The organism is Nonlabens sp. SY33080 (genome assembly GCF_011784885.1).
Lineage (GTDB): Bacteria > Bacteroidota > Bacteroidia > Flavobacteriales > Flavobacteriaceae > Nonlabens > Nonlabens tegetincola.
The window spans coordinates 1,691,869-1,705,888 of record NZ_CP050461.1; the positions used below are offsets into that span (position 1 = coordinate 1,691,869).

9 protein-coding genes are annotated in these 14,020 nt (G+C 35.3%); 2 read left to right on the top strand and 7 right to left on the bottom strand.

The window, feature by feature from the left end; genetic code table 11:
• Window positions 1–52: 52 nt before the first annotated feature.
• Both HCN53_RS07640 and HCN53_RS07645 read right to left on the bottom strand, forming a co-directional pair.
• Entirely contained in the window at window positions 53–970 is a 918-nt protein-coding gene (locus tag HCN53_RS07640; RefSeq protein ID WP_167342595.1) for a GYDIA family GHMP kinase, read from the bottom strand.
• Window positions 971–1,002: 32 nt separating this feature from the next.
• The gene (locus tag HCN53_RS07645; protein ID WP_042279638.1) at window positions 1,003–2,256 is read right to left on the bottom strand and encodes an ABC transporter permease; all 1,254 of its coding nucleotides are present in this window, start codon (window positions 2,254–2,256) and stop codon (window positions 1,003–1,005) included.
• Between the two features lie 231 nt (window positions 2,257–2,487).
• Here HCN53_RS07645 and HCN53_RS07650 point away from each other — a divergent pair, with 231 nt between their 5' ends.
• Both HCN53_RS07650 and HCN53_RS07655 read left to right on the top strand, forming a co-directional pair.
• Entirely contained in the window at window positions 2,488–3,555 is a 1,068-nt protein-coding gene (locus tag HCN53_RS07650) for a diphosphomevalonate/mevalonate 3,5-bisphosphate decarboxylase family protein (RefSeq protein ID WP_373420729.1), read from the top strand.
• Between the two features lie 5 nt (window positions 3,556–3,560).
• A complete protein-coding gene (locus tag HCN53_RS07655) occupies window positions 3,561–4,496 on the top strand; it encodes a mevalonate kinase (RefSeq protein WP_085775276.1) in 936 nt (311 codons plus the stop codon).
• 69 nt (window positions 4,497–4,565) lie between these two features.
• Here HCN53_RS07655 and HCN53_RS07660 read toward each other — a convergent pair whose 3' ends face one another.
• From HCN53_RS07660 to HCN53_RS07680, 5 genes are all read right to left on the bottom strand, one after another.
• A complete protein-coding gene (locus HCN53_RS07660) occupies window positions 4,566–5,195 on the bottom strand; it encodes a hypothetical protein (protein WP_167342596.1) in 630 nt (209 codons plus the stop codon).
• Window positions 5,195–5,962: a M48 family metalloprotease gene (locus HCN53_RS07665; protein ID WP_042279630.1), complete on the bottom strand. Its 768-nt coding sequence runs from the start codon at window positions 5,960–5,962 to the stop codon at window positions 5,195–5,197. The genes HCN53_RS07660 and HCN53_RS07665 overlap by 1 nt, the downstream gene beginning before the upstream one ends.
• A gap of 25 nt (window positions 5,963–5,987) precedes the next feature.
• Window positions 5,988–6,665 carry a M15 family metallopeptidase gene (locus HCN53_RS07670; protein WP_167342597.1) on the bottom strand — a complete coding sequence of 226 codons (678 nt, stop codon included), beginning with the start codon at window positions 6,663–6,665 and terminating at the stop codon, window positions 5,988–5,990.
• Between the two features lie 3 nt (window positions 6,666–6,668).
• On the bottom strand, window positions 6,669–7,127 hold the full coding sequence (locus HCN53_RS07675) for a GNAT family N-acetyltransferase (RefSeq protein ID WP_167342598.1): 459 nt from the start codon (window positions 7,125–7,127) through the stop codon (window positions 6,669–6,671).
• A 140-nt stretch (window positions 7,128–7,267) separates the two neighbouring features.
• A complete protein-coding gene (locus HCN53_RS07680; RefSeq protein ID WP_167342599.1) occupies window positions 7,268–13,903 on the bottom strand; it encodes an MG2 domain-containing protein in 6,636 nt (2,211 codons plus the stop codon).
• Window positions 13,904–14,020 lie beyond the last annotated feature (117 nt).

The window sequence follows — 14,020 nt, forward strand, 5'->3', positions numbered from 1 at the left end:
AAAAACGCCTCGATTTTATCGAGGCGTTTTTTTTGTTACTTGATACTAGTTCTTATAATACAATATCCTTCCACTTGTAAATAACGTCGTATCCTTTCTTATTAAAATATTCTTGTTTTACTTCATCACCGGTTGCAAGAACAAAGTCTCCACCCCAACCACCTAATGATTTTACAACACCGGTATAATCATTAAACAATACCTTTTGAACCGGTTCTAGACCAATAAGTCTTGAGATAAGCTGTTCATGCTCATGAAGTATATTTTCAAACTCAATTAAATCCTTGCATGAAACTAACAAGTCTGGTATTTGATTTAAACGTATTCTAACGTTTTCTGAAAGCAAATCTTTATCAAATCTCGCGATACTTTGTCTGCTATCCTGTTTTTGATTCAGGTAGACAAAAAATAAGTCATCTTTAAAATTAGGATCAAAATCTATTGATTTATAACAAGGTTGCTCAGGATGATATCTATATACAATGGGACCGTTTGAGGTAGCGCACGCAATATCATAACCACTGCCTCCAAAAGACTGAAATTGTAATGTGTATGGATCAACTTGAAACCATTGAGCAATTAATGAAATCAAAGTACTGCTAGAACCCATTCCAAACTGTCTATCAAAATCTAGATGCATTGTTATTTCACAACCTTTATCCAAAATAAAGCTGCCAGCTAACTCTTGGGCATGCTTAAGTATATCTATAAGCTTTTGAGTTACTGAGTCACTTGAAGATTCACTCCATGAATTGACCGTAGTTTGCCAGTGAAACCAAATACCACCATCGGCATTGAAACTTTTCCAAATTATAGCTTGATCTGTACGTGGTGTAATTTGAATACGTTGCCCTAAATTTAAGGGCACTGCTAGTCCACGCACTCCGTCTAACACCACATATTCCCCAGTAATGAGAAATTTACCATTTGCATAGAACTGCAAACTATGTTCAATTTGAGAAACTTTCATTAGAACAAAAGTAAGATAAAGTATAAAGGGAATTACATCCCAGATCTAATTGCCTCCACAGGATCTAAACGTGCAGCAGAAAAGGCCGGTATAATGCCTGCTATTAAACCTACAAACGCACTCACACTACATCCTATCAAAATGTTGTTCAAGCTTAGAATAAAGGTAAATTCGTCAGTCAAACTACTTGCAATCAAAGTTCCTAACCACACGAATAACAAACCAAAAGCTCCGCCTAATAAGGCTAGAATAATAGATTCAAATAAAAATTGAAACAAAATAAAAAAGCTTTTTGCTCCTAATGACTTCTGTATTCCAATTAAATTGGTGCGCTCTTTAACACTCACAAACATGATATTTGCAATTCCAAAACCACCTACTAGCATTGAAAATCCAGATATAATCACACCTATAAAAGTAAGTGTACTTGTAACCGTGCCTATAAAGTCGGCAAATCCTTTAAGTGGATTAATAAAAAAAGTGCTTAACTCATCGGGTTTGATTCCTCGGTAGTTTCTTAGTTTTTGTTCTAGCATAGCGATAAATTCATCCTGATCTGCTCCTTTTTTAGGTTTCAAGATAAAGGCACTTGTTTTGGTCCTATCGTTATCACCGTAAATTCTTCTTACAAAGTTCACAGGTAAATAAGCACTACCATCTTTGGAAGGTCCTATGCTAGCTCCTGCTCCTTCCTTTTCAAGTACGCCTATAACAGTAAATTTATTTCCATACAGTCGTACTCTTCTCCCTATAGGATTAGCTTTGCCAAATAAGCTATTGGCAACTTCAGCACCAATTACTACTACTGGAGAACCGCTGTTGGATTCACTACCATTAAAAAATCGTCCTTCTGAAAGTTTAAGTTTTTCTAAGTCAAAAAAGGATTCTGTACCTGGAATGATATTCACACCAGTTGCTGTTTTATCCTCAAACTTGATGTTTTCAGGTGACATAAACATCGTGTAGGTAATGGCGTCTAGATCTGGCAGACTGCGCTCGAGCATTTGGAATTCATCATAACTAACGTCGGGCCAGTTTTCAAATTGATATGGTTCTAATTCTGTTGGACCAAAAGAAAATCTTAATACATAGATTGTAGAAATATCTAGTGCGCTTAAGCCACTTTCAATCTCTTTCTCTAGTGAATCAACTGCTGCTAGAATACCTATAATAGCAAAAATCCCAATGGTAATTCCAAGCAAAGACAAGAAAGCCCTCAACAGATTAGTACGCAAAGCATTAAGCGCAAAAATCAGACTTTCTTTAATCAAGCGTAAGAATACCATAAACGTTTTTTGACAAATTAAAAGTAATACAATTCATTTGACCTCTTACCAGCACAAATGTTACAACATTTTTAAAAATAGTGAGATTATAGCATTTTTAATGATCCATAGGACCTATGAATAAAAGCACCACTACCCTTTTAAAATTAATTTTAATTAATGAAGATATATACAATGCCCTACTCTATTTAGAAGACTAAGGTCTTGTAGACTATCTTTGCTTTAAACAAAATTATCTTGGAAACAGAATTCATACTTCAACAAGAGATCAAGGAAATCACCTCGTTAACTACTACATGGCAAGCACCTAGTAATATTGCACTAGTTAAATACTGGGGAAAGCATGGCATGCAATTGCCCGCAAATCCCTCTATAAGCTTTACACTTAACGCCTGCCGCACCATTACTACAGTAAACGCTGTTAAAGGCGAGCACGGTTTTAAAATTTCATATGAAGGTGTTGAAAAACCAGATTTTGCACCCAAAATAAAAGCATTCTTTGAGCGTATATCTTCTTACAGCCCATGGATAAAGAATTACTATTTCAATATTGATACTCGCAACACATTCCCACACAGTTCTGGAATAGCAAGTAGCGCAAGTAGTATGGCTGCATTAAGCGCCTGTATTATAGATTTTGAATCTCAACTTACTGGTTTGGATTTAGATTACGATAAAATGTCATTCCTATCCAGGTTAGGTTCTGGTAGCGCTTGTCGCAGTTTACAAGGTCAATTAGTCGTTTGGGGTGAGCACGATGATACAGTAGGTAGCTCAAACTTGTATGGTGTAGATCAAACAAAATTATTGCATCCCACGTTTCAAAATTATCACGACACTATTCTATTAGTCGATAAAGGTCAAAAAACGGTAAGCTCTACAGTTGGTCATGGGCTTATGAATAATCACGCTTTCGCGAAAGCGAGATTTGAACAAGCACCGCAAAATCTTACTCTACTTAAAAAAGCTTTACAGGAAGGCGATATCGAGACCTTCATTAAAATCACTGAAAGCGAAGCGCTCACTTTACACGCAATGATGATGACTTCTCATCCTTATTTCATATTAATGAAACCTAATACATTGCGTATTATCGAAGAAATTTGGAAATATAGAAAAGAAACGCAAATCCCTGTGTGTTTTACCCTAGATGCAGGAGCTAACGTTCATTTACTGTATCCTAACAATCACAGAACTGCTGTATATGAATGGATTAACGAGAAATTAGCTGTGTATTGTCAAAACTCTCAGTATATTTGTGATCAAATAGGTAGTGGAGCATCAAAACTGCTAGCTTAATTTTTATGAAAGGACCACTTTTTTATTCTAAGATTTTACTCTTTGGAGAGTACGGGATCATCAAAGACTCAAAAGGTCTTTCAATCCCTTACAACTTTTATAAAGGTGCACTTAAAATAAGTGATGACCTTTCTGAAAAAAATCAACAATCTAATAAGAACTTAAGCCGTTTTGCCAATCATCTAGAAGAATTGAGCAAAGGATCGGATTTTCCAAATTTTGATATCACGAGTCTCAAAAAAGATATAGAGGCTGGAATGTACTTTGATAGTAGCATCCCACAAGGATATGGTGTAGGAAGTAGTGGTGCTCTTGTCGCAGCTATTTACGATAAATATGCTTTGGAAAAAATTACCGTTCTCGAGAATCTTACAAGAGAAAAATTACTGGAACTCAAGAGTATTTTTGGTAGAATGGAAAGCTTTTTTCACGGTAAAAGCTCTGGTCTAGATCCATTAAATTCTTATTTAAGTTTACCAATACTAATTAATAGTAAAGAAGATATTGAACCTGCGGGAATTCCATCACAAAAACAGTCGGGTAACGGTGCTGTTTTCTTAATTGATAGTGGTATTGTAGGTGAAACTGCTCCTATGGTAAACATTTTCATGGAAAACATGAAACAAGAAGGTTTTCGTAAGATGTTAAAGGACAAGTTTGTAAAATATACAGACATGTGCGTAGAAGATTTCTTAAGCGGTGATGTTAAAGGACTGTTTGGTAATGTAAAACATCTTTCTAAAGTAGTTCTAGACAACTTTAAACCCATGATACCTACCCAATTTCATGACCTTTGGAAAAAAGGACTGGATACAGGCGACTATTATTTAAAATTATGTGGCTCTGGCGGCGGTGGATATATTTTAGGCTTTACAGAAGACCTAGAAAAAGCAGAAAAATCTCTTAAAGATTATAAACTAGAAGTAGTTTATAATTTTTAATCTCAACAAGAAAATAAACAAAAGCCGCTAGTTTCCTAGCGGCTTTTTTATTAGAATAATTTTACAATACTAGACTACTTCACCTTCACTAGCAGGCTCTTGTGTAATAGGACTTTTTGTAGGATAGTAATTGCGCTTGTAATGCTGTCGTTCATCATCACCTAATTTGCGTATGGCTTGATTACCTAAATCTGTGGTAACTAGAACTTCTTCCTGGTTAGGAAAATGTGGATAACGCACCTTCCAGGCCGGGAATCGTTGGTTTTTTCTAGCGCGATAAGCCTCGTACTCGAATTGCTCGTGATACGCGTGAATAAATTCATGAGCCAGAATACTGGCAGCGGTATTGCGACCCATATTTGATTTTATCCAAGGTTTACGCAAGTCTTTTCTAAACACACTTCCAACCTCATCATAAAAAGTAATAATATCACGAGTTCCCTCGTATTGATTTTTCTCACCATCGCGTATGATTAAATTTTTGTCATTACGGGACATAAATTCATCAAGGATATTTATGGAGCGACCATCGGGAAACTCTAGTAATAAGGCTTGCTTTTCCCAAATATGATCTAAAGTAAGGAAAACGTTTTTTAAAAATTTATTCGCATCAGTTGGAATAGATCGATTATTCTCATAACGATAAGGCTCGAACAGCCATTTACCTTCTTTATTCCATAGAATTTTGATACTGCTCATTAGCCGCGATATTTTCTAATTGATTCCCTGATACGCTCTATTCTATTGTCTGGATCTGGATGAGTACTTTGAAATTCTGGAACTCGATTAGGACCAGCTGCTTGCTTTAAAATTTGCATCACACCTATCATTTCTTGAGGTTCATAACCTGCGTCAATCATCATTTTTACACCTAGATCATCACTTTGCAATTCATCGTCCCTACCATATTTCATGGTCAACATTTGTGCAACGGCAGCAGCAGTTTGTCCACCACCTTCGGTTCCTACACTTACACCTGTAATAACTCCTTGGGCTAGCCCTTGCTGGCTCATTCTAGCAGCGCTGTGTTTGGCAATCACATGACCTATTTCATGACCCATAACTCCGGCCAACTGATCTTCATTTTGAAGTTGATTAAATAAGGCTGCTGTTATAAAACACTGTCCGCCAGGAAGCGCAAATGCATTTATCGTCCTATCATCGGCTAGTAAATGAAAATCCCATTGATAATTGGATTCTTTGGCAATGCTACTTTGTACCAGATTGAAACCTACTTGATCCACTAGCGTTTGAGCACGATTATCGGGATGTAAACCACCGTGCTGCTCAATCATACTAGGAGCTGCTTGCAATCCAAGTGCTATTTCTTCTTCTACTGAAAGATCAATGTATTGAGTTTCTCCTGTAAACTCATTTGTTTCGGCACTACCGCAATATTTAAGCACGGCAAATGCTACAATAGCCATACCTATAAACAATCTTATTTTACCGGATCCACCTCTCATAATTAAGTATTTAGGTTTAAAATTACTATTTTAATTTTGGATTAATTCCTTTGATATGCTCCTCGAGATACCTAGTTAAACGCCCATCACTTATTTTATTCATTCCTAATATTTTGTGACTGCGTAAAAAAGGTATTAGATCAATTTCTTCAAGATATTTTTTATACCGCTTTCGCGAAAGCGGAACATAACTATAATGCCACGGTTCATAGTTGAATCCAGTTCGATTTTCATTCAAGGTATAAACTAATTCAAATCCATATTTACTGGCATGAAGTTCCATCCATTCTTTCATTTTACAAAAAGGGCCATTACCATGAAATTTATTTGGAACAAGAACATCGCCTTTATAAGTAGCAGCAGCGTCTATAATATCTAAATCGGTACCCCAATGATGGCGTGATGTTCCTGGCACGGTACTGTATTCTACAATTTTATCAAAAATTGCATCGGGTAACATACCTTGCTTTTCATACCGTTTGTATTTACGGTTCCATATAGACTGTTGCCTTTCAAAACTGCGATAGCCAGAGACAACTTGTAGTTCAATACCATCTTTAAATGCAGCAGCTTTCATCCTATCAAATGCCTGTTGCGCCTCAATCTCTAACAAGTTGTTTGGATTAGGTGACTGCCCTGTGAGCTTACCCTTATCTTGAGAGCCCAGTACACAAAAAAGAAGAACAAAAAATAGGTGCTTCATGTCTTAAATACTTTTTAATTCTTTCCACATTCTATAATGAGGTCCTACCAGTAGTATGTCAAACATCTCACCCTGGACACTAAAGCCTAATTTCTCATAGAAAGGAACAGCATTAATTCTTGCATTACACCATAAAATATCAATTTGATTTTCTTGTAGTACTTGAAATCCTTTTTTCATGATAAGCGCTCCTATTCCCATTCCCTGTGCTTTTTCTATAACACCCATGCAACGCAATTGGTACTGAGTTTTTGAATGTACTGGAAAAGCAACCGGAGCCATGATTTTCATAAAAGATGCTACACCGTAAACCTCATCACTTATTACTGCGCCTAGGTGAATGGTACTTAAGTCATCATCACCTTCACAGTAACATGAATCTATAGGTCTACCCTGGCGCAATACTGGATGGCGCACTATATAGGTTTCTCTAGCGGTAATCTTTTTAATTTTTATGTCCATGAATGTTTTTCCATGACTAAAATAGAGAAACCTAAACAAATGTGATAATTAATACAGTGCTTTAGAAACTCATCGTTTAAAGGATAAAAAGTTCGTTAGACATTAACCACAAATACTTATGTAAAATGCGAATTCCTATATTATTCCACAATATTTACTCTAGTACCTGAACTATGGCTTCCATATTCTGGAGCATACATTGATTCTATTCGAGTTATTCCATTAGAAAATTGACCAGCATTGTTTGCTCGTACGTTATAATCAAATACATAGGTCCCTTTACCAATTTTATCAAAAAAGAAATGAGAAGCTACATCCTTGGTACTTTGATAATATCCTAGACCATCTTGCCATTTATACTTTGAAATAACATCTACTGGTTCAAATCCACTGCTACGCATGTCCTTTAAGTGAATGTATTCCATATCCTCTACCGCCGTGATGATAATACGCACTGTAATAAGATCACCTATTTTAACCGGGTTTTCTTGAGTGATTTCTTGCAAACTAGTACCATCATCTTTTGTAATATTTTTAAATAATTGTTTTTTAACCTTAAGTGGACCATCACCTGAATGCGCCTTAATCTTATCTAAGTCTTCAAAATATTGCCAGTACAAGGCTCCATAACCTGTAGTACTCGATTTGTTATCTACCGTAACGGTTGCATAATCTTTAGATATTTTTTCCTTGTCTATACTAGTTTTAAAATATCCCGTTCCCTCTTCAACCTGGTCTTCATTTAGCATTTGATTTATCACATCTTTGCCTGCCCAATAAATACGCGGTTCAGCGCTGATACTAGTGAAGTTATCTCCTTTTAACAATAAGGCGTAACAAGCCATAGCGGTAGACTTTGTTGAATCCCATCTATTTGCTCGTCCCCTTCTAATCAAAGAGACCTTCAAAGACTCTACTGTTTCTTGATCGTCTGTAATCTCAGCAAAAGCTTCAATAGCTAGTGCAACAGTGTTCACATCATTGTTGTACCATCTCCAGCCGTATTTAGTATTCTCCCAATACATTCCTCTTGCCTCGCTATTAATAGCAATTTGTTTTAAACCTTCTAGAATCCTTTGAGCATCATTGGTAAAGCCATTGCGATGTAAAACAAGTGCTATTAATAATTGTTGGTACCTGGTATGGGTTGCAAATTCTGTTTTTGCTTTCGCGAAAGCGTAATCCTCATACTCCTTTAAAATTCCAGTTACAGGCTTCAGCCTTTTTTGAGACATCCCAAAGCTGCGCGCATATTGGTAATGCCAATAACCGTAATAGAAATTATAGTCCTCAGGACTTTTAAATTTAGTTGTATCTGTAATACGACCATAATTGGTACGATGATTCTTGAACTGCTTTTCCCATTTTTTATCAAGAGCATGAACACCTTTATCGTACATAGCCCTCATTTCTTCCTGATTTTCATGTCTAATTTGCAGTTGTTCCATTCGACCTATTCCCGAGACTATATGTCTAGAAATGTATTCATTGTCTGCACCGCCATTAAACCATGGGAACCATCCCGAATTATTTTGAAGTTTCTTAAGTTTTTTGAAAGTACGTTTCTGCTCTCTAGCTGTTCGATCCAGATCAAACAAAGTTGCTAGTCTTTTAAGCTGTTCTTTTTCATCCTGCGTATCTAGCACCCATGGAGTATGGGTAAGTAAAATGGATTTGAGTTGATCATTCTTTTCCAACTTTGATAAAGGAACGTCTAGTGCTGCCCATTTGTCAAAAACCTTTTTCACTTCTGGATGACTGTTTAAAATATGTGCCGATGTAGCATTGGCAAAATATCTAGAGAAAGTCTGTTCGGCACACTCGTGTTCATATTCCTTAAGATAAGGTAAGGCTTTAATAGCGTACCATGCAGGGTTTGAAGTGTATTCTAATGTAAGTTTATGATGTTCTAAAGTGCTGGAATTATTCTCTTTAAGATTGTTAAGGGTGAAACTTTTATTAACGCCTGATCTTACCCACATAGACTGAGTCTCAGTAACCAAGTCGCGATTAGTAAGAACAGGTAATACATTTTCTTCTCCATCTGAGAACTTGCCTGTACTTGCAGTAATTCTATAAGTGACTGGCGGCGCTCCTACTGGGACCACAAAAGTCCATGCTACTGATGTATTACCACCGGCATCTACCTGAAAATTCTGAGTAGCGCTAGTATTATTAAATTTATCGTCAATACTTGAACCATCAATTGCACTTGATAATTGTAATCGAGCTATACCGTTATAATCCTCCTCAGAAAGGTTGGCTATTTTAGTAGATAATTTAATGGTATCTTTTTCTCTTAAGAATCGCGGTGCGTTGGGAACAATGCTCAAATCTTTTTGAGTCCGCACTGTTTTAGTGAGTTGTGCAAACTGACCTTGTTTGTTATGGGCTAGTAATCGAAATTTCCATTCGGTAAGCATTTCTGGACTCGTAAAACTTACTTTAAGATTCCCCTGTTTATCTGTTTTTAAGTGTGGCAGGAAAAAGGCAGTTTCTTTTAGGTTTTTTCTAGCCTTGACTTTGTTTAATTCAATTTCCTGATTAACAATGTCGGCAGTTGAAACACCTTGTTTGGTTGATATCACAATTACTCCATTTGCTCCACGATTACCATAAATGGATGTTGCTGCCGCATCTTTAAGAGTTGCGATTTCTTTAATATCACCTTGATTCAATCTTTTAAAATCAGCTTCGCTTATTGGGACTCCATCTAAGATGATCAATGGATTTGTATTACCTGAAACGTTACCTACACCTCTCAATTGAATTAGGCTATTTGCACCAGGTTGACCACTTGAGTATTGCACTTGCAAACCAGGCACTTGACCTTGTAATCTTTGAATGACTGATGAACTTGGAAGCATCTCAATAGAATCAGAAGTAACTATAGATACTGAAGAAGTTAATTTCGGCTTTTTAGTTGTTCTATAGCCTACAACTACAACCTCATCCAAAGAAGAGTTTAAAGATGCATTGATTACCGTATCCTCTCCTACCATTATTTCTTTACTCTCATAACCTACATAGGAAACTACCAAAACATCCTCCTTTTGAGCAACAATTTCATAACGACCATCAAAATCTGTAGTGGTAGCTATATTCGTTCCCTTTACATTCACTGTTGCGCCTACTAAAGGACCATCATAATCGCTCACGACTCCTACTACAAAACCTTGTTTTGGTTTTAACTCCTTATGTTTACGACTTATGTTTTTAAGATAACTACTGTTTACAATTCCTGGATTATTAAAATTGAGTCCAAAAAACCGAAGTCTATCATACTCCAAAGTGGTCACTGTATTATCATAAGTACTATTAAAGAAGATACTATCAGAATCATCATTTAACGGTTCTATGTTTTCAAAATAACCTACATGTATACCGTAATTATAATTGTTGAAGTAAGGCAATCCCCAATAGCTAGGCTTAAACTGATCTAGACCCAAATCATACATACTCGCTAGTACCTCTGCCACCATAGGCTGGTCTTTTTGATTTTTAATTTTAAATGACCATATCTCTTCTTCGCCTGGGACTAATTTATCCCTAAATGTACTTGTCTCAATTTTATAATTGATTGGTGTAATTTTCTGTAGACTTAATGTCTTGGAAATGGTATGTAAATGATTTTCTATGTAGGTGATAAATTGAAAATTCAAATTATCTCCCTTTACATCTTTAAATGTATATGAAACACTATTTGTTCCCTTATTAAAGTAAAGTACTTCATCTTTTAAAATACTTTTTTTATCCCATATGAGCACACGTGTATAAATACCATTCATACTAGTTTTTGCAGTAACACTTGTTAGGTCGTTATTTTGCGAGACATCAACCTCAAGAATTGTTGGAAACAATGGTTGACTTTTATCGGCATGAATGTTAACCTCTTGTCTGTTAGAAACATCTTCCTCAATAGATTTTACGAAGAAGTAATAAGCCCCATTTTGCCATTCTTCATTAATTGGAACTTTTACTGAGGTAATACTATCTATCACCACTTCTTTTTTATAAAGGATTGGCATGTCCTTCCAATCATTTGCAGGACGGCTTTCATATCGATTAGAACTTGATACGAATTCCCGATTGTACGCTGCTCTGTATGGAAAAGCATTTATATGATCTTCGCGACTGTATTCGTAGAATTTAGGAAAGGCTTCTGTATTTTCAGATTTCTCGTTTACAATGTAAGATCTATGTGAATAGTAGTTAGATTCTGTTCTTTTTTGAAATATTGGTCGATTCTCATCTTCCTTTTTTCGGATTTCTAATACCACCTTTGTAGATGCAAATTGACCATTAGCATTCCTTGCGGCTATAGTTATTGTATCATTGTCTATGGTTAAATCGTTTTTAGAAATGGATAAAGAAAAGGGTTCTGTACTTACTTTAACCTGAGTATTTGCCTCTCTAGTTTCACCATTTAAATCGGTGACAGCAGCATTTACTTCATAGATATAAGATACCTTTTCCCCTTTCTTATAATTTTCATCTGGTAAAGCTTTAAAAACAATCTCGTAACTACCATCCTTTTTTGTTTTAACAGTTCCCGTTTGAAAACTCTCTTCTTTGTTTTTATACCTGTAATACCAATGGTATTGCGCTTTTCGTTTTACTGTATATTTAACCTGTGCATTAGTAATCGGGCTTCCTAATAAAGCCATTGCTTTCCCCACAACTTTTACACTATCATTGATTTTATAGAGTTCTTTTATTGGTTCAAAACTAGTTTTAAACTTAGGTAGTTTATATTCTTCTACTTGAAAGCTATATTGATTATTAATCCATCTGTCAACATTTCTTATTCTATCATTAATTTTATTTAAACTCAATGTAAACCTACCCGTTAAAACGTCTTGAGGTAACTTAAAAGATCCACTTACACTTCCATAATCATTAGTGGTCAACGTATCCTCATGAATCACTTGATAGTTAGCATCCTTTACCTCGAGTTTTACAGTAAAGTTATCGAGCGTTTTTGATTGCTTTTTATAGTTTTCTAAAACAATACCTTTAAAAAACACTTCTTGATTAGGTCGATAAATACCACGGTCCAAATAGAGAAATGATTTAGCTATACGCTCATGTTTATATTTAGTTTTTACTTCACGATATCCGTATAAATCAGTTTCTAGAGTATCCTTACCATTAATAATTAATAGATCAAAATCATTGGCGTCTTCATTCTTTTTTAAAGGTAATTTCACCCTACCATCTTGATCTACTTTAAAATTGCCTATAGGATTAAATGTATAATTATTAAATCTTTGTACACGAGCACTTCTTAAAGGAGCTCCAGTTTTTCGATTGTACAAACTCAATTCAATATAGGTTGGAGTCTTTCGCTCTATTGCAGCGATATTGCTTACATTGAATGAAAGAAATTTGATTTTTGAAACGTCATTTTCACAAACTTCAAGAACTGCATTATAATGACCAGCATTTAATCCAGGTACAACAAATTGATAATCATGAGAGTAAGTATCTTCCACATCGTGTAAAGGAAAATGTTCTGCATGAATTAATTCATTATTGGCTAGTGCTTTATTAAAAGTATCCCTAGCCAAACTATCGTTTTTATACAAATAGTAACTTTTACCAGGAATCACATATAAAGTAGCATTATCAATATTACGATATGTAAGGTTTCCTAAGATAGAATCATTCGGTGTTACGTAGTTATCGATATCAATCCTTGCAGTAGTTTCAAAAATGCTCGATAAAATTACTTGAGCCAGCAGACTACCGTAGGAATCTTTATAATCATCAATAGCAAGTTGAGCCAGTTGTATGCTTTTATTTCGGTAGGATTTAAAGTCTGGCAAAGAATAATCCAAGCTCAATTGATAATACTCTCTTGCAAGCAGATTCAAAACCAAACTTGCTTCCTTATTTCCCTTATTTGCACGATAGAACTTTTCTAATGCATCTATATATAATAAGGTAAATTCATCATTACTTAAACTACGTTCATATTTCATTCTTTCTATAACCGTGTAAAGGTAGGCCTGATCGTTACCCAGTCGACTATGTAACTTTTCCAATAAGTTATACATTTTTAAAACTGGATAAACTTTTAGCAAAGTAGCATTTGCACTGATTTCTTGCGTCGGCAAGAACATCTCCTTTTCTGTAGGTTTTATAGGCGAATAATATGATTTTTTAATTGGATCATTAAAAAAAGGAAATGCTTCTCTAAACAAAACGTCCAGTAAGGTAGGTTGTAAAAATCGTCCGTTTACACGTTGAAAGAATAATGCATCATATTCAACGGTTTTTATCTTGGCCAGTTCTAATGGCTCTTCTAAAGAGCTAGTGAATAAAGCATTGATTTCATCTACAAATTGAATCTTAGTCCATTGTTTAAAGTCATCAATAGCTCCATTTTGTTTATTTCTTCGATCGATAAGATACCTATTGGTATTATAATAATTAAATAGCAATTGAGCTTTGTAGGATTGATATATGTTACGCGCAGGAAACTGTTTGATAGTTATTAAGCTGTCCAACATTTTGAGGACTTTACGTTGCGCGTCTTCTTGATTAATCAGTGTGTATTTCGATTTAAATACCGTAACTTTAATCATCTCATCATTAAGCTGATCTTTCTGAGCTTTTTCATAAATACCGTTAAGTATCTTGTGGGCTTCATTGATTTTATTTGAAAGCTCTAATTTTTCAATTTCTTCCCATTGATTTTGAAATGGAGATTGAGCAACGATAATTTGACCTAATAGGATAAGGACGAATAAAATGGCTGGCGTGCTTTTCATATCAATTTTTTATTAAAGATATGAGATAGGTACGCTTTCGCGAAAGCGAAATGAGTAAAACCCTATTTTTAATGAGTGAAAACCGATTATTGGACTGCTTTTTGATACTTTTGATGT